Source organism: Salinivibrio sp. SS3 (genome assembly GCF_001722105.1).
GTDB classification, from domain to species: Bacteria; Pseudomonadota; Gammaproteobacteria; order Enterobacterales; family Vibrionaceae; genus Salinivibrio; species Salinivibrio kushneri.
The window spans coordinates 324,736-348,927 of the sequence record NZ_MEBQ01000043.1; the positions used below are offsets into that span (position 1 = coordinate 324,736).

General features: G+C 41.4%; 20 protein-coding genes and 1 riboswitch. Of the genes, 6 read left to right on the forward strand and 14 right to left on the reverse strand.

The annotated features are described in order from the left end of the window. Positions 1 to 474 (reverse strand): anaerobic ribonucleoside-triphosphate reductase activating protein, encoded by a 474-nt coding sequence (nrdG, locus tag BGL48_RS13285; RefSeq protein ID WP_069363080.1) that lies wholly within the window; start codon positions 472 to 474, stop codon positions 1 to 3. 469 nt (positions 475 to 943) lie between these two features. Here nrdG and BGL48_RS13290 point away from each other — a divergent pair, with 469 nt between their 5' ends. After that, positions 944 to 3,064 (forward strand): nitric-oxide reductase large subunit, encoded by a 2,121-nt coding sequence (locus BGL48_RS13290; RefSeq protein WP_218089814.1) that lies wholly within the window; start codon positions 944 to 946, stop codon positions 3,062 to 3,064. Between the two features lie 63 nt (positions 3,065 to 3,127). Then, positions 3,128 to 4,237 (forward strand): methyl-accepting chemotaxis protein, encoded by a 1,110-nt coding sequence (locus BGL48_RS13295; RefSeq protein WP_069363082.1) that lies wholly within the window; start codon positions 3,128 to 3,130, stop codon positions 4,235 to 4,237. 298 nt (positions 4,238 to 4,535) lie between these two features. Here BGL48_RS13295 and BGL48_RS13300 read toward each other — a convergent pair whose 3' ends face one another. From BGL48_RS13300 to BGL48_RS13320, 5 genes are read right to left on the reverse strand one after another with little or no spacing between them, the layout of a single operon-like run. Beyond that, a complete protein-coding gene (locus BGL48_RS13300) occupies positions 4,536 to 5,330 on the reverse strand; it encodes a peptidylprolyl isomerase (protein ID WP_069363083.1) in 795 nt (264 codons plus the stop codon). 52 nt (positions 5,331 to 5,382) lie between these two features. Continuing rightward, a complete protein-coding gene (gene narI / locus BGL48_RS13305) occupies positions 5,383 to 6,063 on the reverse strand; it encodes a respiratory nitrate reductase subunit gamma (protein WP_069363084.1) in 681 nt (226 codons plus the stop codon). A 2-nt stretch (positions 6,064 to 6,065) separates the two neighbouring features. After that, positions 6,066 to 6,830, reverse strand: a complete 765-nt coding sequence (gene narJ / locus BGL48_RS13310; RefSeq protein WP_069363085.1) for a nitrate reductase molybdenum cofactor assembly chaperone — start codon at positions 6,828 to 6,830, stop codon at positions 6,066 to 6,068. 5 nt (positions 6,831 to 6,835) lie between these two features. After that, positions 6,836 to 8,362, reverse strand: coding sequence for a nitrate reductase subunit beta (gene narH, locus BGL48_RS13315; RefSeq protein ID WP_069363086.1), 1,527 nt, complete (start codon positions 8,360 to 8,362; stop codon positions 6,836 to 6,838). A gap of 1 nt (position 8,363) precedes the next feature. Then, positions 8,364 to 12,137, reverse strand: a complete 3,774-nt coding sequence (locus tag BGL48_RS13320) for a nitrate reductase subunit alpha (protein WP_069363087.1) — start codon at positions 12,135 to 12,137, stop codon at positions 8,364 to 8,366. Between the two features lie 251 nt (positions 12,138 to 12,388). Here BGL48_RS13320 and BGL48_RS13325 point away from each other — a divergent pair, with 251 nt between their 5' ends. Genes BGL48_RS13325 through moeA form a run of 3 tightly spaced genes read left to right on the forward strand, consistent with a single transcriptional unit; the run spans position 12,389 to position 16,152 of the window. Then, entirely contained in the window at positions 12,389 to 14,266 is a 1,878-nt protein-coding gene (locus BGL48_RS13325; protein WP_083238607.1) for a histidine kinase, read from the forward strand. Then, positions 14,259 to 14,918: a two-component system response regulator NarL gene (gene narL / locus BGL48_RS13330; protein ID WP_069363088.1), complete on the forward strand. Its 660-nt coding sequence runs from the start codon at positions 14,259 to 14,261 to the stop codon at positions 14,916 to 14,918. The genes BGL48_RS13325 and narL overlap by 8 nt, the downstream gene beginning before the upstream one ends. A gap of 1 nt (position 14,919) precedes the next feature. Beyond that, entirely contained in the window at positions 14,920 to 16,152 is a 1,233-nt protein-coding gene (gene moeA, locus BGL48_RS13335) for a molybdopterin molybdotransferase MoeA (RefSeq protein WP_069363089.1), read from the forward strand. A gap of 38 nt (positions 16,153 to 16,190) precedes the next feature. On the opposite strand, the gene BGL48_RS13340 is transcribed toward moeA, so the two are convergent. The 8 genes from BGL48_RS13340 to BGL48_RS13375 form a co-directional block, all read right to left on the reverse strand. Then, complete coding sequence (locus BGL48_RS13340) at positions 16,191 to 16,649, reverse strand: molybdenum cofactor biosynthesis protein MoaE (protein WP_069363173.1); 459 nt, start codon at positions 16,647 to 16,649, stop codon at positions 16,191 to 16,193. Positions 16,650 to 16,651: 2 nt separating this feature from the next. Continuing rightward, the gene (locus tag BGL48_RS13345) at positions 16,652 to 16,897 is read right to left on the reverse strand and encodes a MoaD/ThiS family protein (RefSeq protein ID WP_069363090.1); all 246 of its coding nucleotides are present in this window, start codon (positions 16,895 to 16,897) and stop codon (positions 16,652 to 16,654) included. Further along, positions 16,890 to 17,372: a cyclic pyranopterin monophosphate synthase MoaC gene (gene moaC, locus BGL48_RS13350; RefSeq protein ID WP_021022854.1), complete on the reverse strand. Its 483-nt coding sequence runs from the start codon at positions 17,370 to 17,372 to the stop codon at positions 16,890 to 16,892. Before moaC ends, BGL48_RS13345 begins: the two co-directional genes overlap by 8 nt. 2 nt (positions 17,373 to 17,374) lie before the next feature. Further along, a complete protein-coding gene (moaB, locus tag BGL48_RS13355; protein WP_069363091.1) occupies positions 17,375 to 17,911 on the reverse strand; it encodes a molybdenum cofactor biosynthesis protein B in 537 nt (178 codons plus the stop codon). Beyond that, entirely contained in the window at positions 17,904 to 18,488 is a 585-nt protein-coding gene (mobA, locus tag BGL48_RS13360) for a molybdenum cofactor guanylyltransferase (protein WP_069363092.1), read from the reverse strand. Before mobA ends, moaB begins: the two co-directional genes overlap by 8 nt. A gap of 4 nt (positions 18,489 to 18,492) precedes the next feature. Beyond that, positions 18,493 to 19,464: a GTP 3',8-cyclase MoaA gene (gene moaA, locus BGL48_RS13365; RefSeq protein WP_069363093.1), complete on the reverse strand. Its 972-nt coding sequence runs from the start codon at positions 19,462 to 19,464 to the stop codon at positions 18,493 to 18,495. Next, a riboswitch (molybdenum cofactor riboswitch) is annotated at positions 19,454 to 19,609 on the reverse strand. It overlaps the preceding gene by 11 nt. A 70-nt stretch (positions 19,610 to 19,679) precedes the next feature. Continuing rightward, complete coding sequence (locus BGL48_RS13370) at positions 19,680 to 20,843, reverse strand: MFS transporter (protein WP_069363094.1); 1,164 nt, start codon at positions 20,841 to 20,843, stop codon at positions 19,680 to 19,682. Between the two features lie 24 nt (positions 20,844 to 20,867). Further along, a complete protein-coding gene (locus BGL48_RS13375) occupies positions 20,868 to 22,151 on the reverse strand; it encodes an MFS transporter (RefSeq protein WP_069363095.1) in 1,284 nt (427 codons plus the stop codon). A gap of 384 nt (positions 22,152 to 22,535) precedes the next feature. Between BGL48_RS13375 and BGL48_RS13380 the strand changes: the two genes are divergently transcribed. Next, positions 22,536 to 24,149, forward strand: coding sequence for an MFS transporter (locus BGL48_RS13380; protein ID WP_069363096.1), 1,614 nt, complete (start codon positions 22,536 to 22,538; stop codon positions 24,147 to 24,149). Positions 24,150 to 24,192: the final 43 nt, after the last annotated feature.

The window sequence follows — 24,192 nt, forward strand, 5'->3', positions numbered from 1 at the left end:
TTATTCTCCTGTCAGAAACTTGCAGTTCAGTAGCTGCTTTGTTCTTAAATCATAAAATTTTTGGTTGGTATGGGGGCTGTCTAAACCGCCCTTTTCGGCTATCCATGGCCCGGTTTTTAAGTACGTCAACTGCTCCCTGATGCGCAAAGAGACATCCTCGTAACCTGTATAAAGGCAGGTTTCCAGCCCTTCTGCGCGAACTCGTTTTAAGTGTTTTATCAGCGCTTCTGATTGCCATTCACCGCCCAGAAACAACACGCACGTAATGAGCCCTGTGTACATAGTTAAGCGCTCCTGTAAGTAGTCTTCGGTCAACGCTAAACCGCTGCCGACTGGCCAACTGTCCACACTATGACAACCTTTACACCCGACCGGGCATCCGGTGATGGTGTAAGCTAATGCCACTTCACCCGGCACTTCCTGCCAAACAATCTGTTCAGAGCTGTAATGTAGCTGTTGCGGATAGCCTGCCATAAAAAACCATATATAGATATTAAATTCAAATATATCACTACATATTGTGCCTTGATAGCATAGATGACATAAAACACTGTGCATTGATCAACTTCAAAAAACACGTTAAACATCTCTGATGGAGGGTATAAAATACCTTTTAAGTTTTTTTTACTAATAAGGTTAAAAAAACCCTTTAATTTTAAGTCAAAAAAACCATAAGGGATAATTTCACAATAAAATCAAATGATTAAATATTGGCACTGAATTTGCTCTAATCATAAAAACAATTAGATCAACATCACTATTCATTCTTATCTGAGGGAGTAACAATCCATGATGTGGTTCAGTGGTATCAAGGGGGTCAACAATGGCTGGATATCGTAAGCTTTGGTGGACACTAATCGGTGTTCTTGCAATTACTTTTAGTGTTTTAGGTTATTTTGGAACGGAAGTTTACCGGGAAGCTCCGCCTATTCCGGATAAGTTCATGAGTACCGACGGTAATGTCATTGCAACCGAAGAATCGGTTCTGGAAGGACAAACCGCATGGCAGTCAGTCGGTGGTATGCAGTTAGGTTCTATTTGGGGTCATGGTGCGTATCAAGCGCCTGACTGGACAGCCGACTGGCTGCACCGTGAACTGCTGGCGTGGTTAGACATTCGGGCGCAGGAAGTTTTCGGCAAGTCGTATGACGAGCTTAACGGTGTTCAACAAAACCAGCTCGAGTATGAACTGAAGGAAGAGTACCGCACTAATACGTACGACAAATCGTCTAATACGGTTATTTTAAGCGAACGTCGTATTCAGGCTATTGAACAAACCGGTGAGTACTACTCGAAGCTATTCAGTGACGACCCTGAACTACGCCCTACCCGCGTCAGCTACGCCATGAAGGAAAACACACTGCCTTCAGCTGAACGCCGTGCGCAAATGAACGACTTTTTCTTCTGGACCGCATGGGCAGCTGCTACTGAGCGTCCTGATGCCGATATCACTTATACCAACAACTGGCCACACGAAACACTGATAGACAACGTGCCTAGCGCGGAAAACATCATTTGGTCTATTGTCAGTGTCATTCTCTTAATTGCCGGTGTGGGTTTCCTTATTTGGGCGTGGGCTTTTTTACGTGACAAAGAGGAAGAGGAACTCGTTGCGCCAGAGCATGACCCTATTTCTAAGGTTAAACTAACCCCTTCACAGAAAGCCCTCGGCAAATATTTGTTCATTGTGGTTGCGCTGTTCGCGTTCCAGGTACTTCTGGGTGGTTTAACGGCTCACTATACCGTCGAAGGACAAGAGTTCTACGGTATTAATATCTCTGAGTGGTTTCCCTACTCACTGACTCGTACCTGGCACATTCAGGCCGCCATGTTCTGGATTGCGACTGGATTCTTAGCCGCAGGTTTATTCCTGGCGCCGATTATTAACGGCGGCAAAGATCCTAAGTACCAAAAACTTGGCGTGGACGTCTTATTCTGGGCACTCGTGCTGGTCGTGGCAGGTACTTTTATCGGTAACTGGTTGGCCATTGCGCAAATCATGCCTGCACACCTGAACTTCTGGTTAGGTCACCAGGGCTATGAGTACGTCGACTTAGGTCGTCTGTGGCAAATTGGTAAGTTCCTGGGCATCGTCTTCTGGCTTGTGCTGATGATGCGCTGTGTTGTTGGCGCCTTCAAAGAGAAAGGCGACAAGAACTTACTGGCATTATTCACCGCCTCAGTCGTTGCCATTGGCCTGTTCTACGGTGCCGGCTTCTTCTACGGCGAGCGCACTCACATTTCTATCATGGAATACTGGCGCTGGTGGATTGTTCACCTGTGGGTAGAAGGCTTCTTTGAAGTATTTGCCACAGCCTCTCTGGCGTTCATTTTCCACAGCATGGGCTTGGTTTCTCGCCGCATGGCTACCGTTGCTGCACTAGCGTCAGCATCGTTGTTCTTGCTTGGTGGTGTACCGGGTACCTTCCACCACTTGTACTTTGCCGGCACAACCACACCGGTTATGGCGGTGGGCGCTACTTTCTCAGCGCTAGAAGTGGTACCGCTAATTGTGCTGGGCTATGAAGCGTGGGAAAACTATAGCCTGCAAAAACGTGCAGACTGGATGAAACATCTTAAATGGCCACTACTGTGCTTCGTTGCCGTTGCGTTCTGGAACATGTTAGGTGCCGGCGTATTAGGTTTCATGATCAACCCGCCTATCTCGTTATACTATGTACAAGGTTTGAACACTACGCCGACTCACGCACACGCAGCACTATTCGGTGTATACGGGTTCCTGGCACTAGGCTTTGTCCTACTCGTATTACGCTATATTCGTCCAACTCTTCAGTTCGACGAAAAGCTGATGAAAATGGCTTTCTGGACAATGAACATTGGTTTAGCGCTAATGCTCTTCACTAGCTTGCTACCAGTCGGTTTCATTCAGTTCTACGCCGCTGCAACTGAAGGTTTATGGTACGCACGAAGCGAAGCCTTCATGCAACAACCGCTGCTGCAGAACCTACGTTGGTTCCGTACTGTCGGTGACATGGTCTTCATCGTGGGTGCATTTGCTGTCACTTGGCAAGTTATTAAAGGCTTACGCCATAAATCTGTTTAGCTCTCAACAAACCAAGCTTGTACGATTCTATGTGGAGGCTTGGTTTTCCTTTTTGGAGATCCCATGCAGTTAATCGAAAAACTAGGATACGTCCGCAGCAATCAATGCTCGTCAACCCAGTCACAGTTACGACAACGTATTGAACAGGTCGAGTCAGAAAACAGCACCCTGTTAGGTCAACTTGAATCAGCTAATAAAACCATCTCCCAGCAGCAGAAAGAGCTCGCTGACTACCAGCAGCGCTTGTCTTTCATTGAGAACTTCACAGAATCATTATCCGGTTACCAAAACACCTTTTCGCAACTCAGTAACTTGCTGCAACGCGAACGGGAAACCATTCTCACTATTGACCAAAACAATCAGTCAGGTGAGTCCACTATGTCTGCAGTAGTAGGGAATTTGTCGTCGATTGTCGGTGATATTGAGTCAACTTCCGAGAGTATCGCAGCGTTAAAGGGCCATACTCAGGAAATTGAACAAACCAGTGGCGATGTCCGCGGTGTCGCTGAAACCACTAACTTGCTGAGTCTGAATGCCAATATCGAGGCTGCACGTGCCGGCGAGCATGGACGTGGTTTTACTGTGGTTGCTAACGAGGTTAGAGCGCTTTCTCAGCGCACCACCGAATTGACCGATCGCATTAACGATAAAGTGGGACAAATTGTACAAGGTGTTGATTCAAGTCACTCTTTGAGTGTTGAAGCCATGCACACTACGCGTGAAAATATTGAGTCGACAAAGCAATATTTAGCGTTGTTGGCCGAAGAAAATACGCACATTAAGCAACTGGGCGGCAGTATTTCTAACAGTGCGTTACTGGCGCAAATTGAGCTCGCCAACATTGAAGAAATGCAATTGCGCATGGACGTGTACCGTGTGTATTTGGGTACATTAAATGCGAATGACTGCAATGTTGTTGATTCTGACAAATGTGGCATTGGTCGATGGTATTACTCGGAATTATTCCGAGAGCGTTTCAAAGCGCATTCAAGTTATCTGGCCATTGAAGCGCCTCACGATAAGGTTCATGTTTGTGCACAAACAGTTATTGACGCTATAAAAAAAGACGAGCACGGTCTAGCTCAGCAAGAGCTTAAGAATATGGAGCAATACAACCGCGAGGTGAATCAGCACATTCGCACCATGTCGGAAAGTTTATTGGAGGATGTATGAGCCACAAACCCGATACCAAAACCGCGATGTATCAGTTATTGGACGTTATTCGCGAATACACTCTCTTTGACTTTAAACAATAAGATTGGTAAGGTTTTATTTTATTAGAATATTTCTTAGTGAATTATAGCCGTCCTACAATAGCTATTCTTGGCTAAGAAAAGTTTCATGTCCAATATATAGTAAAAGAGCGTACAAGCAATAATTAACATGCATACACATCGGTGCATATAGATAAAAAAGCGCAGATACTGTCTGCGCTCTGTATCTTAATCATATACTCAGATCATCATTCATATTATTGCATCAGCGGAGAGTTTTCTAATTGAAAGTCAAATCCTTTTATATTTGAGTCTATTAATATGGTTTGAATATATTGTGCAATATTTTTCCGTTTAACCTTCTCATTAAGATAAAGAGATATCGATTCTTTTACCATATTAAAATCAAGCTGACTACCATCAACTCGACGATTGATATTGGCCACATGTACGCCATAGCGGGTTTCAATAGGTTTATTTAATAGACCCATGGGCGCGGTAAATATTTGCTTTTCGAACTCAGCTACTGTTTGACCTTGAGTGATTTGTCCTAAATTCCCCCCTTGCTTAGAAGAAGGACAGGCTGAGTATTGTTTCGCCAAATCGTAGAAGGTGGCTTTATTTTCTTTCAGTAACTCTATTAAATATTCTGCAAATTCTACTACCTTTATTCTCTCTTCAACATCCTCTGGAGGACAAGCCAGTAGGATGTGATCTACTTCTAGCAACGGTGCTGTACAAAATTTATCTTTATTTGTTATATAATAATGATAACACTCTTCGTCAGTAGCAGATGGATAGATCCCTTCGAATTGTATTAGTTTTTCAATAATGTCATACTCTTCAGTTGGTTCAAGTTTTTTGTCTTCAGGCCAAAGAGATAAGCTTACTGCTCGTTGTTTTACGACTTCGTTAATAATTAGAGCTTCAACAGCCTTAACCATCGCTTCTCTTTTCGTTTCTGCAGGATGATACTGAACCTCCTGCATTATTATCGAAGAGTCTAGTTTAATTTCATTTATAGTGATTTCTGGAACGTCTGACACATTCATTATACTACTCCTATAACTAGAAAAGACAAGCCTATGAAGGCTTGTCATTTTTTTATTTTTGACGCACGATTTGGTATTGCCGTGTCAAATATTCGATAGGCACACTCCAAATATGAACCAATCGACTAAATGGGAACAATAGGAACAAGGTTATTCCCCAAAAAACATGTGCACGATAAATCCAATGAACATCAGATATAAAGGTTATAGCCTCTTCCGGTCTAAAGGTTAATAAATACTTCGACCATGTCATTAAGTTTTTCATTTCTTGACCATCCATATGACCACTAGAAATGAATATAGAAAACATACCTAATATGAGTTGTAAATAAATAACTAGAACAATTGCGGTATCCATTCGTGTACTTGATGCACGAATTCTAGGATTAAACAATCTTCGGTAAACTAAATAAGTCAGACCAATAAAGCATAATACACCAAAGAAGCCGCCTGCTCCCATGGCAATTAACTGTTTATCTTGTAGGGTAATGCCTAACATATGCCACACTTCGTAAGGTATAACTAATCCACCAAAATGACCGAAAAAAATGCCAATAATACCTATGTGAAACAGATTACTTGCTACTCGAAAATGTTTATTTGAGAGCATTTGACTTGAACCGGTTTTCCATGTGTATTGATCTTTATCATAACGAATCAAGCATCCTAAAAAAAACACAACAGATACTATATATGGATAAATACCGAAAATTAACATATCGATAAAGTTCATAGCTAGACCTCTTTTGTTTGAGTGGCTGATGCTGTCTCATCCATTGACATCCAATTTACTGGCACTTCCTGATCTTTGCGTTGATTCTCAGTTGGCCGATGCTGATTAGTTGGACATCCACCGTTAACGCTATCACCACCAAAAGTAACAGCCTCTTCTTCCCATACTTTGTCTAATTCTTTAGGTGTATGATCTTCTTTTTCATTTTTAACCTGCTCTCGAAGTTCTGAGATATTAACTTTCGCACCACATAAATCCAACAGTCCCCACATTAAACTCGCATACCCTGATTCACGCTTTTCTAAACGAACAGCGAGTAAACTTAAAACGGGAATAATATCTTCTATCCAACCAATTCCTTGCTCACCTTGCGTTGACGAAAATTCAAGAAATAGAGGGAGATGATCAGGCAATTCATTATGCGCAATTTCAAGCCCTGCTTTTTCATACTGAGCGAGTAAGTCGACCATAGCTTGGCCTCGATCTCGTGATTCACCATGAATATGTTCATAAATTAATAAAGATAATGAGCGACCACGTTCAAACAACCCATCGTAGTCAGACTGCCAATCGAGTAATGGCATTTCACTGCATCGGTCTATAAAGGAAATAATCTCTTGTTTATTTCTCTTTGATAGAACACTAGATGTTACAATATCTATCAACTCATCTCGATATAATTCGATTTCTAACTCTGGATAATCTAGCAATCGACCAATTAGTGCAATAAGTTGTGAAGTATTATTTCCACTTTTTTGATTTGTCATTTTTCTTACTCCTGTATCTCTACGGGGATAACTTCACGCACCGTCTGGCTTTTACCACCAAATAGGTCAGTCTCGCCGGTCGAACACCCATTACCAAATGTAAAACCACAACCGCTTTTGATGTCGTAAGCATTTTCTGCATAACTAGTATGGCTAGTCGGGATTACGAACCTGTCTTCGTAATTTGCAAGCGCCATGACCTGATACATTTCTTCAATTTGTGCCTGAGTTAGTTTAACTGCGTCGAGAACTTCAAAATTTTCCTCACACTCAACTTGTTGACTACGCTTATACTCACGCATTGCCATCAATCGCTCAAGTGACCGTATAACAGGTTGCTCTTCACCTGCAGTTAGCAAATTAGCAAGATATTTTATCGGAATACGTAATGACTTTAGGTCAGGAAGTACACTACTTTTCTCAATTTCTCCGGCTTCAACTGCGGATTGAATTGGCGATAAAGGTGGCACATACCAAACCATCGGCAAAGTACGATACTCTGGATGAAGCGGTAACGCGACTTCCCATTCCATAGCCATTTTATAAACTGGAGACTGTTGCGCTGCTTCAATCCAATTAGCAGCTATACCTTCTTTCTCAGCTTCAGCGATCACGGCCGGATCAAAGGGATCGAGAAATATATCTCTTTGCGCTTGATAAAGATCTTTATCATTCGGTACCGATGCCGCTTGCTCAATTTTATCAGCATCGTACAACATAACACCTAAGTAACGAATGCGACCTACACACGTTTCAGAACAAATTGTTGGTTGCCCTGCTTCAATACGTGGATAACAAAAAATACATTTTTCTGACTTACCCGTTTTCCAATTGTAATATATTTTTTTGTAAGGACACCCAGAGACACACATCCGCCATCCACGGCACTTATCTTGGTCAATAAGTACAATACCGTCCTCTTCACGTTTATAGATGGCACCACTTGGACAAGACGCAACACATGCAGGATTAAGACAGTGCTCGCATAAACGCGGTAAATACATCATAAACGTATTTTCGAACTGTCCATAAATGTCTGCTTGGATTTGATCAAAGTTCTTATCTTTGCGACGTTTTTTGAATTCGGTACCTAAGATCTCCTCCCAGTTAGGTCCCCATTCAATTTTTTCCATCCGTTTTCCGGAAATCAGCGAACGGGGTCGCGCAATGGGCTGATGCTTACTTTCTCCCGCACGATGAAGGTGCTGATAATCAAAGTCAAATGGTTCGTAGTAATCGTCAATTTCAGGTAAGTCGGGGTTTGCGAATATATTAGCTAAAATCCGACGTTTCCCACCTTGTTTCGGCTCTAATTTTCCTTGCTTAGTTCGAATCCAACCACCGTTCCATTTTTCTTGATTTTCCCATTCTTTGGGATAGCCGATGCCAGGTTTAGTTTCAACATTATTAAACCACGCATACTCCATTCCTTCACGCGATGTCCATACATTTTTACAGGTAACCGAGCAAGTGTGACAGCCTATACACTTGTCGAGATTCAAAACCATGCCGATTTGAGCTCTAACTTTCATATTATTTCTCCACTTCGTGAAGATTTTCATCTAATACATCTTCACTATCATCATCCAGCCAATCCACGCGATCCATTTTTCGAACTACTACAAACTCATCACGATTACAACCTACAGTGCCGTAATAGTTAAATCCGTAAGATTGTTGTGCATAACCCCCAATCATATGGGTTGGCTTCATAATTGCTCGAGTTACAGAGTTATGAATACCACCTCTAGTACCAGTTAGCTCGGAACCCGGTATGTTCACAATCCGCTCTTGCGCGTGATACATCATTCCCATTCCTTCGGGGACACGTTGAGAAACAACAGCTCTAGCAGCAATCGCACCATTTGCGTTAAATGCTTCGATCCAATCATTATCTTCAATGCCAGCCGCAGTCGCGTCTGTTTCTGACATCCAAATAATTGGTCCACCACGTGATAGTGTAAGCATGAGTAAATTATCTGAATATGTGCTGTGAATCCCCCACTTCTGGTGTGGTGTAATCCAATTAAGCACAACTTCTTTATTGCCATTAGGCTTCATACCCTGCACATTTTGCGTGGTTTTCAGGTTGACCGGCGGCTTATAAAGACAGTGCATTTCACCAAAATCACGCATCCATTGATGATCTTGATAAAATTGTTGTCGACCTGTAATCGTACGCCAAGGAATTAGCTCGTGAACATTGGTATATCCAGCATTGTAAGAAACATGCTCGTCTTCTAACCCGGACCAAGTCGGTGAGCTAATAATTTTACGTGGTTGCGCAACAATATCTCTAAATCGAAGTTTCTCTTCTTCTTTAGGCTTGGCTAAGTGAGTGTGATCAAGACCGGTAACTTTACTAATTGACTCCCAAGCCTTGACAGCTACTTGTCCATTTGTTTCCGGCGCTAATGATAAAACGACTTCTGCTGCGTCAATGGCTGATTCAATTTTTGGTCTGCCTTGGTTAACACCTGGTTTAATGTGCTTTTTATTCAACTCACCTAAGAATTTAACTTCGTCTTGTGTATTCCAATTAATCCCCTTACCACCGTTTCCTAGTGTATCCAGGAGTGGCCCTAATGACGTGAACTTTGCATAGGTATTCGGATAATCTCGCTCTACCACCATCATATTTGGCGCTGTCTTGCCAGGAATGAGATCACATTCTCCTTTCCACCACGCTTTAATATCAAATGGCTGCGCAAGCTCACCCGGGGTATCGTGCTGCATAGGCACAGTCACAATGTCGTTTTCGATACCTAGGTGTCCTTCGCACTGTTGGGAGAAAGATTTTGCAATCCCTTTGAAAATTTCCCAATCACTTTTTGATTGCCAAACAGGATCCACAGCTTTAGATAAAGGATGAATAAATGGATGCATATCGGACGTATTCAAATCGTCCTTTTCATACCAAGTTGCGGTAGGTAGAACAATATCTGAATACAAACAAGTTGTAGACATTCTGAAGTCTAGTGTAACTAAAAGATCAATCTTTCCTTCAGGTGCACTATCACGCCATTTTATATCTTCAGGCTTCTCTTCCCCTTCCTCGCCTAAGTCTTTACCAAGCAAGCCGTGCTTGGTGCCCAGAAGGTGACGAAGCATATATTCATGACCCTTCCCTGAAGATCCAAGTAAATTAGACCGCCAGATAAACATGTTTCGAGGATAGTTTTTTGGATTGTCAGGATCTAAACAGGCAAATTCTAAGCTTCCTGCTTTTAATTGATCCACAGTATAATCTACCGAATCTTGCCCTTGCTCATGTGCATCTCGGCACACCTTCAAGGGATTTTTACTCAACTGTGGCGCTGACGGCAGCCAACCCATGCGTTCTGCACGTGAATTAAAGTCTATGATCGAGCCCTCCCAATCTTTTTTATTAGATAAAGGAGAGACAATTTCACTCATATGTAGCTTTTCATAACGCCACTGATCAGAATGTGCATAAAAGAAGGATGTGCCATTCATATGACGAGGTGGGCGACTCCAATCCAAACCAAATGCTAAAGGCTGCCAACCTGTTTGTGGACGAAGTTTTTCTTGACCTACATAGTGAGCCCAACCACCACCGCTTTGTCCAATACAACCGCACATGATTAGCATATTGATTAAACCACGATAGTTCATGTCCATGTTGTACCAGTGATTCAAACCAGCACCGACAATGATCATGGAACGACCACGTGTTTTTGCTGCAGTGTCAGCAAATTCATTTGCAATTTTAATCACATCATTTTGGGGGACGCCTGTTATTTGTTCCTGCCAAGCTGGCGTATAGGCAAGATTATCGCTATAGGATTGTGCGCAATTCGGATCATCATATCCATTGTCAACACCATAGTTAGCAAGCGTTAAGTCAAATACAGTAGTGACCCAAGCTTCCGACTTATCGGCAAGCTTGATCTTTTTAGCCGGAATACGATGCGTTGTTACTTCATCATGAACTGTATGTTGGAAGTAGCCAAGTTCATGTTCATTGCCCCCAAAATATGGGAAATTTACGGTAATAATCTCATCGTGATCATCTTTTAAGCTCAGGCGGAGTTTCACATCACGATTCGTTGCACCATCACGTTGCTCAAGATTCCATTTAGCATCGCGTTCCCCCCATCGATAGCCAATCGAGCCTTTCGGCGACGTGAGCATATTTGATGACTCATCAATGGCAATGGTTTTCCACTCGGGGTTATTGTCTTGTCCAGCTTTGTCATCCAAGTCACTCGCACGAAGGAACCTCCCTTGCTGCAGACCTCCTTTTTCGGACGGTTCCAACATGACGAGCATTGGCATATCCGAATAACGTCGTACATAATCATCGAAATACTGTGTTGTTTTGTTGACATAAAACTCTTTAAGAATGACATGTCCGAATGCCATGCTTAGTGCAGCGTCGGTTCCTTGCTTGGGTGCTAACCATTGATCGGTAAGTTTAGCCACCTCAGAATAATCAGGGGTAATGCCAATTACTTTCGTCCCTTTATATCGCACTTCAGTTAAGAAGTGAGCGTCGGGTGTGCGTGTTTGTGGAACATTCGACCCCCAACACATAATATAATTTGAGTTGTACCAATCCGCTGACTCGGGGACATCAGTTTGCTCTCCCCAAACTTGCGGTGATGCAGGAGGAAGGTCGCAATACCAGTCATAGAAACTTAAGCAATTACCACCGATTAATGACAGATAACGTGCACCTGCCGCATATGAAATCATCGACATCGCTGGGATAGGCGAGAATCCAAAGATACGATCGGGCCCATACTCTTTGGCCGTGTAGACATTAGACGCACCAATGATTTCGTAGACTTCATCCCAGTGCGCGCGAACGAACCCACCCATACCACGTTTTTCTTTATATTCTCGTGTTTTTGTGGGATTAGTAACAATTGACTCCCAAGCGTCTACAGGGTTGGCATGCTGCTTTTTTGCTTCACGCCATAGTTTAATTAAGCGCTTACGAATTTTGGGGTATTTAAGTCTATTCGCACTATATATGTACCATGAATAACTCGCACCGCGTGGGCAACCTCGAGGCTCATGATTAGGAAGGTCAGGACGAGTTCTAGGGTAATCGGTTTGTTGCGTTTCCCACGTTACAAGTCCATTCTTGACATAGATTTTCCAACTACATGAACCGGTACAGTTAACGCCGTGAGTTGAACGGACAACCTTATCATGCTGCCAACGTTGCCTATAACTGTCTTCCCACTGGCGGGGCTCTTGCGTTGTCACGCCATGACCTTCAGAAAAGTTTTCTCTTTTCTGGGTAAAATAACGTAGCCGATTTAGAAAGTGGCTCATGCCTGACTCCTTTTCGATGGCTTAACTAGTAAACGGTTAACGTGATACGTTAAACTGCGACTAATCCTAAACTTGTTTTCGAATGTACTCTGTGTATATAAGTAGACGTCAAGTGCAGGTATTGTGCAATGCGGTAAAAACAGCAAAAAACAGACAACTACCTATAAAGGGGTATGGGTGAGTATCTAGTAAAAACCTTGATTTTCAATACAATAGACAACTTAGAAAGCAAATAGACGGACTGTATTACTATGACCAATTACTTAGAGGTAACCCCTGATGAGCAGGGTATAAACCGTTCTATTGGTATTTTCGACTCTCTCGTATTCAAAATCGGATTTTTATTGATAATGATTAGCATTATCGCCTTGGTCAGTATGGTCTCAGCCGTGTATATTTCAGATAATGCACAGACTGATGCTCATGCAATAAATTTATCTGGTTCAATGCGTATGCAATCCTATCTTATTTTGAATAAGAAAATAACTAATAATAAATCTGAAGAAATAGACCGTTTAATAAGTGATTTTGAGAAAAAATTGTCTAATCCTGTACTAATGCAAGCTACTAAAAAAACGGAAAAGAAAAAATTACATGACGCTATCTGGTACGATTGGAACAATGAAATTAAGCCGCTAATTTTAGATTCACATCTAACAAACCAAAAACTGAATAAGCTAGAAAAAAAATTAAACGATCTCGTTACTAACATCGACCACCTAGTAAAAACTTATCAAGTACATGCTGAAGACAACAACCGTTTGATCAGACAAATACAAGCCGCATCTCTTTTAATTACAATCTCATTTATATTCTTAGCGATTTATATGGTCAACCATCTCATTAGACGCCCACTCTCAGATTTAACGATAATAGCGACTAAAATAGGTCAAGGTGACTACACAGTTCAAGCTGATGAGCATGGTCATGACGAACTATCAATTCTTGCCAAAACCATTAACAGAATGGTTAGAGCTATTAATGACTCGCATATTCGCATGGAAGAGAAAGTGCGAAAAAAAACAAAGCAGCTAGAAAGAACCAATGAGTCTATTCAACTACTTTACTCTATTTCCAATAAATCCAATCACTCCCATGGAAGCAATATTGATTTTCAACCACACCTTTCGAAACTGTCAGAAGTAACAGGCATTGAAGGGTTAGAGCTATGTCTGATGACAGAAAATGGCACCAAACCCTACCATCATTTAAATACTAAAAAGAGTATTTTGCCATTGAGTTGCCGCAATCGAGATTGCAGTGATTGTGTAAGCTTCGATAGTCCACTGGAATCCGAGGAAGCCTACACATTTCCTCTCGTTTATGATCATAATCATTTCGGTGTGTTGAACTGTGTACCTCGTAACCATGAACCACTCAAGCCTTGGCAATCACAGCTTATTCAGTCTGTTGCAGAGCAGTTTGCGATCACATTGAGTTTAAAACACCGCCAAGACGAAAGTAGACGATTAGCACTCGCTCGTGAACGTACCGTTATCGCGCGTGAGTTACATGACTCTCTCGCTCAAGCACTTTCCTATTTAAAAATTCAGGTTGCCGTATTACAAAAAGGACTCACTGATCCGTCGGTTGATATCAGTATCGAGAATACGATTTCAGATATAAAAACTGCGTTAAATGGTGCATATAAGGAACTCAGAGAACTGTTAACCACTTTCAGATTAAAACTTGAGGGTAGTAGCTTACACGAGGCACTCCAGGAAAGCTTTAAACAATTGTCAGCTCGTTTCAGTGACAAAGAAATAAAGTTTAATAACGACATTAAAAACATGCCTTTTTCCGCCACTGAGCAAGTGCATTTACTTCAAATAGCTAGAGAAGCAGTACAGAATGCCATTCATCATTCCGAAGGAAGTAAAATCGTTATTCTGCTTACAAGTCGCAAAAAAAATGGTTACGTCACTTTGTTAATTCATGATGACGGGATCGGAATTGATACATCAGCCAAAAAAGAAAACCACTATGGTCTTGCTATTATGAAGGAAAGGAGTAGAAGCTTAAAAGGCACGCTTACAATTGGTAATCACGCAAAAGATGGTACAGAGGTTAGATTTGACTTCCAACCTGAATTTAACATTCCTTTAGATGTAGAGAAAACTTATGACTGAAAATTCATCAATTGGGACGATCTTAATGGTCGATGATCACCCTGTTTTTCGCAGAGGTTTGTCGCAACTCTTTTCATTGGATAATGACTTAAAAGTGGTTGGAGAAGCTGACTCTGGCTATGATGCGGTCAGATTGGTAACAGAGCTCGACCCAGACTTAGTAACGTTAGATCTTAATATGGACGGCATGAATGGATTAGAAACAATACGAGCACTCAGAGATTCTGGTTATACAGGACGCATTATCATGTTAACTGTCTCTGACCAAGATGATGATGTTGTCGAAGCGATAAGGTTAGGTGTTGACGGATATTTATTGAAAGATATGGATCCTGACGATATCGTTGAGTCCATTAAGCAAGCGGCTGTGGGAAAAATGGCAATCAGTCCTAAACTCACACAAACTCTTGCGGGCGCACTACGCCAGCCTGCTCCCCACAGTGACCAGCGAACATTGTCAAGCCTCACCGCCAGAGAAAAAGAAATCATCAAATTGATCGCAAAAGGACTGAGTAACAAGCTTATTGCCAGAGAGCTAGATATATCTGATGGGACAGTCAAAGTGCATGTAAAGCACCTACTAAAAAAGTTAAACCTACGCTCCCGAGTAGAAGCCGCGGTTTGGATGGTTAACGAAGATAAAGAGGTTTGAAATGGAATGCTGTAACGAAGCATCGGTATTAACAGTCGAAGATGCGCAAGAAAAAATCGTAGATGCTATTGAGTTTAAAAACAAAACTGAAATCGTTCAGTTAGACATTGCGGGTGGTCGGTACCTCGCTGAGGATATTTTTGCACCCTTTGATACGCCTTTTTGTGATAATTCAGCAATGGACGGATTTGGATTTATTCATGACGACTTCAAGCGTCATAGTGAATTTAGAGAAGTTGGAGAGTCATTAGCTGGGCATCCCTTTAGGGGCTCCATCAAAAGCGGTGAATGCATAAGAATTATGACGGGGGCTACGGTTCCAGAAGGAATAGACACTGTTGTAATGAGAGAAAAAGTCACAGTTCAAGGAAAAAGGATCCAGGTACATTCCACCCCTCAAGCCGGGCAAAATATCAGATTAAAAGGAGAAGATATAAAAGAAGGGCAAGTTGTACTCAAAAAAAATAAAAAGATCAATGCTGCCGATATAGCTATTATGGCTACGTTTGGTATGAGAGAAGTCAATGTATACCAACCTGTCACCATCGCTATCTTCTCAACCGGTGATGAAATAATCTCAGTCAATAAGACCAAAGCCCCTGGACTTATTTATGACTCAAACAAACCAATGCTTATTCACTTACTCAAAGCCTCTGGGTTTAACATTTTAGATCTTGGCATCATTCCTGATGATAAAAAAGCGATAGAAACAGCAATCAAAAAAGCAGAGGATGCTGACGCGATAATAACATCGGGAGGTGTATCGGTTGGAGATGCAGACTTCACAACAGAAGTACTCAAAGAACAAGGTGACATTGATTTTTGGAAATTAGCGATCAAGCCAGGTAAACCGTTTGCTTTTGGACATGTGGGAACTACCCCATTTTTCGGTTTACCAGGTAATCCAGTATCGGCATTGCTCACCTGTCAGATCCTAGCTATTCCAGGTTTATTAAAGCTGAGCGGTAGTTCCACCATTTACCCACAATGGCTCACCGCCACATTAACCACATCGCTAAAAAAACGTCCTGGGCGCACAGATTACCAACGTGGTGTTTATTCAATAAACGAGCAAGGACAATTAAGCGTCGCAAGCTCAGGGGCACAAGGCTCGGCATTACTTATGTCTGTATGCAAAGCTAACTGCCTCATTCGCTTACCGAAAGATAGTGAGGATGTCGCGGAGGGGGTCAGTGTTGAGGTGCTTCCCTTTGCCTTCATTCCCGGTTTATAAGACTAAGGGGTGACTAGATGACGTCACCCTAATTTCCATTATAGACGCCAGCGCAAAGCCGCTTGTTTGTCTGAAGGTTTAGCGCTTACCCACACCCAACCTTGTCCCTCAATGTTTTCTTTTTTCCATAAAGGTACTGATATTTTTAGCTGGTCCATAATAAAGCTGGCTGCCTCGAAGCTATCTTTTCTATGTTTGCTGGACACACCAACAAATACAATTGGCTCACAAAGCCCAATCACACCTATGCGATGCACAATAGAAATCTTTTCTACTGCACTCCATCTAAGCTGGACCTCCTCGGTAATGTCCATCATTGCTTTGTTTGTCATTGATAGATAGCTTTCTAAATATATCTCTTTGACACTTCGGTTTTTCTCAGAACTCCCACGCACTCGGCCAACAAAGGTAACAATGGCACCGCATTCGCTGCTGCTCTCAGTCAGTGCTTGAGTTAGCTGATTTATATCTAGGTGGTCTTCTTGAATCCTATACATAATCATCCCCCTGTAACTGGCGGGAAAAACGCGACTTCATCATTTTTATTGATCGTAAAGTCGCTCTCTACAATCGTATGATTGACCGCGGATATTACATCAAGATCATTAAGCCATAAAAAAGCTGTGTTCTGTTCGATTAGATGTTTTATCAATTCAGAAACAGGTAGAGGAGTTGGTACCTCAAGGCTAATGACACTTTCACCTATCCTTTCTCTTAGCAAACCGAAAAACCTGATTTCAATCATAACCCATTCCTCTGTCTATACTACCAGACTGTCCACCAGATTTATGTCGTACGTGAACCCCTTCGATAATCATGTTTTTATCGGCAGCTTTGCACATATCAAACAAGGTAAGCGCCGCTACCGAAACACCGGTTAATGCTTCCATCTCAACCCCTGTTTTGCCATCTAAAATACAACCACAAGTAATTTGAATACCGTTAGGAAGGAGCTCAAAGTCTATCCATATTTTTGATAGATTCAGTTGATGACACAGTGGGATAAGGTCAGAGCATTTTTTTGCTGCTTGGATCCCTGCTATCCTGGCAGTTGAAAGGACATCCCCTTTTTTAATCTGATTCTCTTTGATGCTATTTACAGTCGATGGAGACATTTTTAAAGTTCCGATCGCAACTGCCTCTCGCCTCGTTATCCCTTTGTTGCTGACATCGACCATATTTGCTTGGCCTGTGGCATTGATATGACTAAACTCACACATAATTAGCCTCTCGACACACATTCATTCGCATCAGCAATGTGAGGAACAAAATTACATGGGCCATGTTCGGCATCCAACTGTTCCTTGATTAGCGTTTTCCAACCTGTTTTACATGCACCTGTCGATCCAGGTAGAGCGAATATGATCGTTCTATTCGCGATACCTGCTACACAACGAGATTGAATGGTCGAGGTGCCAATTTCTTGATAAGACACCAACCTAAATATTTCACCAAACCCTTCAACTTCCTTGTCGAAAAGAGGCTTAATTGCTTCTGGTGTCGAATCTCGATCACTAAACCCTGTCCCACCAGTAATTATTATGGCAGAGATAGAATCGTCAGCTATCCATCTAGACACAGCCGCTCTAATATCATAGATATTATCACGCACGATTAGATGTTCATTAACACGGTGACCGGCCTCTTTTACCGATAAAGATAGAAAATTACCTGAGGTGTCATTACAGCTTTTTCGGGTATCTGAAACAGTTAACACCGCTACATTTAAAGGAACAAAGTTTGATGTATGATCAGCCATTTATACTCTCCAATAGGTGTTTCGCATAGTGCCATTCTTCGGGTGTATTACAATTGTGTAGTTCATCATGATTGACACATAACTCACCTGAACTGACTGCGAGTTTGTCACACGCACGATTAACAGAAAGCTCTCTATTTTCCTTAAGAACGTGATTGATGATTTCTTTTTCTCTTTTACTGTTCATGAGAACTAAAGGAAAAACATTACTTTTAGATACTTTTTTTGATTCATTTTTTTTCTTAACTTCACGAATCAAAGAGGTTATTGTCAATGAAGTTATAAGTGGCATGTCTATAGGTACAAAAACGAGAATAGATTGAGGGAAATAAATCATTGCAGAATAAATACCCCCCAAAGGACCTCGATTTGAATATATATCGCGTATATCGCTATACTCTTTTTCACCTGCGCAAATAATAACCTCATCGCATATTGACTGTCTCAGTATGGTAGCTTGTCTTTCAACAAGGGGCTGGGCACCATAAGCAAGAAGTGCTTTATCTTCCCCCATCCTTTTAGACAGGCCACCCGCCAGTACCACACCGACAACCTTTCTCTCTTTATCATTGCTCATGATACTAACCGCCTAACATCGCCAGGTTTTTTGTCATTCCACTATTATCATGATGTAATAAATGGGTCTCACGCTTATACTGGAGCAATGCTTCGATCTGTTCTTTCGTACCAACAATATCTCCTCGACACAAATTGTCTCGAAGACTTGATGCGCTACTAGCAAAAAGACATAGGTGTAAATTTCCGGTAGAAGAAACCCGAAGTCGATTACAAGACTTACAAAACTCTTCACTATAGGGCATGATCAAGCCAATTTTTCCTGTATAGTCAGGGTGAGAGTATTCATCTGCTGGACCTGCATTCGCTTCTTTTTGTGTCTTTTTCCAACCTTGCTCAATAAGACGATTTTGCAGCACCTGTCCACTTACGTGTTGACTTCGGTGAAAATCGCTATTGTCGCCGGTACGCATCAGCTCAATAAAACGCCAAGTAACTTCCTTATCTTTTGTAAAGGCTAAAAACTGTTCCCATTGGTCCAAGTTGTATTGTTTCATCAATACAGTATTAATCTTCACGTTATCCAAACCACTATCTAGAGCGAGATCAATGGTATCAAGGACCGAGTGCAGCTTTTGCTTCCCCGTTATGGCTCGAAACTGATATGGATTTAATGAGTCAGCACTAATGTTTAACGCTGAAAGTCCTGACTTGATATATTTAGGTAGAGTTTTGGGAAGATTAAAGGCGTTGGACGTCATCGCCACTTTCTTTATGCCACTTGTGGAAGCAGCAATAGCGATGATATCACAAAGATCTTTTCTTAATGTTGGCTCACCACCTGTTATTCTAATTTTAGAGGTTCCCAAAAGAGAAAACGCATGCAGTAAAGTTTCTATCTCAAATAGTGACAGTTCGTTTTTGCCAGCATTGCAATCATTACCATTGGGTAGGCAGTAGTTGCAACGGAAATTACATAAATCTGTTACCGATAGACGTAGATACTCGAACCTACGACCAAATGCGTCATATAGCATGTCAACACCTTTCCAAATCCGGGAGGCTGGCTGGTTTCCCAAGCCAACCCGGTAGCATCCACTAAATACTACGGCTCATTGCTCATATACAAATACGGGTGTACCTTGTACGTAGACGACAATGTGCTTCGGGTTGATTAAAGTCTTACTATAGTCTCTGATGTACCAAAACTATATAGTCCTTTATGTATACCCACAAAGGAGTATCGGACAAGTCATTGATTTGTTTGCTTCTTGGCTAAAAGTAGCACTAGAGTTAGTTTCAAAATAAGTAAAAATGAAATGAATAAAGACATGTCTGGATAAAACATAATAATCGACGTAGGAATAAACATTGAGAATAATGCGCTCAGTGCCCCACTCACACCAAAAAACGAAAACACATTCTTATGCATACGACTCACCTCTTCTTCATATAAGGAAGAGGAAAAAGACATCGCTATTCCTGACTCAACCCCCAAGACAAACATAAATAATAAATAAAATGAAATGTATAAAACAAAAGATCCTTCTACACTAAAACCTGTCATAAATATTAAAAGGCATACTACGACGACAACTGCATTTATAATAAACAGCCGCTTAATATCGGATCCTCTCTCAGTAATAAAATTACCGAAAGCTTTCCCAACAACGCCCATGATCGGGACAAAAAAAGCATAATCTAGTGGATTTACACTTTTAAAGTAAAGCCGAGTAATAAATGGGAATACAAACGTTGCTCCCAATAAAAAAGCGAGCGAACTGCCATATATAATAGCTGAAAAAAATTCTTTATTATTTAGATCACAAGTAAATACTTTATCTATCTTGGGAAAGTCTCTATCTCTTTTAACTGAAAACCAAAGAACAAAAAATAAAACAAAAACTAGCGGCATATACAAAAGCGGATATAAATAAAAACAACCCTGACTTATACCACTTTGAGAAAACAAAAGTCCTATAAAGAATGAGAATGAAAAACCAATGCCACCAATACTATCAGCGTAAGTAATTCTAGATACTGCATCACGCTGACTAAATCGCAACACCATAAATCGCATTACGGTGACTGAACTACCAGATGCTAAGCCTGTCAAGCTAGAAACTGCCAACAACATAATATAATTTTCGCTAGGAAAGAGTATAATAGCAGCCATCCATAAACATGGTAAAATAAGGAGAAGTGTAGAAATCAGCAACCAATTAATCACACCAAAAATGGTCGCTAGAAAATCCCAAAGAATTCGAGACAAACTACTTCCCAAAAAACAAAACAAAATCAGGATAAGCTTCGAAATGAATGTTAGGTTATATCCATAGTCTGGAAGATTAAAGACAACAACAGGCCAGGCTCCCCATACAAGGAAGGAGATAAATAAATGCATAATAGTGACCATCTCTATCTCCTTTTCATGCCTTTTTTATTCGGTTAGTTCTGGAAGATCATTTTCAGTTCTTCCTGATCGCCATTCTTTGCTTTCAGATTTTCTAATCGCAAAATGCATCCAGGTTAACGCCAAACTGCATAATACAAAGAGCAACATAAAGCATGTTTGCCAGACTCCAACTAGATCATTTAACATGCCAAATGTCAGAGGAAGAAAGAAGCCACCAAGCCCGCCAACCATACCAACAGCACCACTTACAACACCCACATTATTGGGATAATAAACAGGGATATGTTTAAAAACTGCCGCTTTTCCTAAAGACATGAAAAAACCTAGCACGATACAGATTACAGCAAATTGATAGACGTTAGTTTCTAATGAGAAATTAATAACACCTCGTATTCCCTCAACACTGTAATGTGTATTGGGATAACTAAGAATAAAGGTGCAGACTACTGATGCGATAAACGTCCAGTACATCACTTTACGAGCACCATACCTGTCCGATAATATTCCACCAAGTATTCTAAACAGTGAACCTGGAACCGTGTAAAGCCCTACTATCAAGCCTGCTTGAGCCAAGGACACATCAAATACACCGATTGTATATTGGGGTAACCATAGTGCTAATGCCACAAAGGCGCCGAAAACAAAAAAGTAGTACAAGGAGAATCGCCAGACCCTCACCTCTTTCAAAGGCTGGAGCTGGCTATATATAGATACTTGCTCTCGCGGTGTTTCTCGTCGTTCGTTTTTTGCGAGAAAAAAAAATCCAACTCCTGCTGTAGCCAAAATAATTGCATAAACTTGTACTGCACTGCGCCAGTCCATGACCAGTAAGAGCATTGGCATACAGAGTGAGGTCACAAAAGAGCCGACATTTCCCGCGCCAAATATCCCTAAAGCTGTACCTTGTTGGTTTTTCTTAAACCACGCCGATATATATGCCACACCAACAACGAAGCTACCACCTGCCAAGCCAATGCCCAGTGCGCAAAGCAACAGCAAGTAGTAACTGTGAGATAGACTCAGCAACCATGCAGAACCGGACGACAGGAGCATGACAACCGCAAAAACAGTACGGCCCCCAAAGTAGTCAGACGCGATTCCCAAAAACAATCGACTGACTGAACCTGTGAGAATCGGTGTCGCCATTAACAGCCCCAGTTCCGTGCTAGAAAGCTGAAACTCTTCCGCTATTTTTACACCCAATATGGAAAATACCGTCCACATGGCAAAACAAAGCGTAAACGAAAATGTTGACATTCCCAACGCAAATCTCTGTTGCGCCTTTGAACTATCGACTGCCTGTGCCATATGGCTTTCCTCCGACTCATAGCTAGATAAAACTTATAAGATAAAGAAGGAAACCTCCATACACTTAAAGTATCATGATTTACTCAAAAAGTACTCCATTGGTAGTATGCAATAGTATTAAACATTATGTAATTCTACATATAGAAAGACATTAATAGGAACTAAACTGAATTTAAAATGAACTAGACTAGAACAATATGGCACCGCCATGCATAACCAACTGAAATTATAAGGAAAATAATTTAATTACCTACTATTAGATACTCACTCTGCACCAAAAAATGGTGTCCGAGTACCTCCTGCTAGTCATTGTTATCTTTTTCATTGAGTGCTTTATTAAAGGAAAGTAAGAAATCCTTTTCCGTTTGGATCATGGGGGAGTAAATGGGAAATATTTATCGTTGGGAGCCAGAAGACAATGAATTCTGGGAGCAGTCCGGTAAGCGAATAGCCTACCGAAATCTATGGATCTCTATCCCTAGTCTTCTTTCCGGATTTGCGGTTTGGTTATACTGGGGTATATTAACCGTACAAATGATTAATGCTGGTTATGATTTCAAGCCAGAAGAATTGTTTACACTGACAGCGATTGCCGGTCTCTCAGGCGCGACATTACGAATACCAAGTAGCTTTTTTATTCGTTTTTGTGGTGGGAGAAATACCATTTTCTTCACTACTACGTTACTGATTATACCAGCTTTTTTTACCGGTGCGGCACTAAAAGACCCAACTACGCCGCTTTGGCAGTATCAATTGTTGGCTCTTCTGTCTGGTATTGGCGGAGGAAATTTTGCATCCTCAATGTCGAACATAAGCTTCTTTTTTCCTAAGAAAAAGCAAGGCTTAGCACTAGGTTTAAATGCTGGACTGGGTAACTTTGGTGTGACTACCATGCAAATTCTGATACCTTGGATAATGACATTTGCAGCATTTGGATCGCTAAGTGGAGATCCCACAACACTCTTAACTGATTCTGGAACTATCATTGGAAAAATAAATGCGGGCACGACCACTTGGGTTCAGAATGGAGGATATGTTTGGTTAACACTTCTTCTCCCATTAGCTGTTTTTAGTTGGTTTGGCATGAATAATATTGCCACGAAAGAAGTTACTCCGACCTTACCATCTTTTACAAAAGCAGCCGTAATGATTAGTATAATGATAATCATTGGTTTATTTACATCAGCGATCGGTCTTTGGTTAATATTACCTGAAAGTGCGAATGGTAGCGGCTGGCAAGTACCTAAAGATGTTGCACTTATATTGGTATTATTATCTACATTATTTCTATTGAAGTCATTACCTGGTGCTATTAGTAAAAGCTTAACACATCAGTATCGTATCTTCAAAAACAAGCATACATGGATCATGAGTGTCATTTATACCATGACATTTGGTTCATTTATTGGCTTTTCCGCTGCGTTTCCATTGGCAATTCAACTGATCTTTGGCTATACGCATATCATCGTGGATGGAGTGATGACTCACTCAACCCCTAATCCCGCCGGGCCGAGTGCACTTACTTATGCGTGGATGGCTCCTTTTATTGGCGCACTCGTGCGACCTGTTGGCGGCTGGTTAGGTGATAAGTTTGGCGGCTCAAAAGTGACCCAAGTGTGTGCTGCTGTCATGGCACTATCTGCACTTGGTGCAGCCTACTATATGGCACAGGCATATGAATCAGAAACACCGCAAGAGTATTTTCTGCCTTTCTTCGTACTGTTCTTATTCTTGTTTACCGCATCCGGAGTAGCGAACGGTTCGGTATTCCGCAGTATTGCGATCATTTTCCCCAAGTCAGAAGCGGGTCCTGTTTTAGGATGGACATCAGCCGTTGCCGCATACGGTGCGTTCTACATTCCAATGGTGTTTGGTGAACAAATTGAAATGTCTACACCTGATCACGCTTTGATAGGTTTTGCTATTTTTTATATTGTGTGTATGTTAGTTAACTGGTTCTTTTACTTCCGTAAAGACGTAGAATATTACAATCCATAATGTACCATTAAAAATATATCTAGGCAGTTTTAGACTGCCTTTC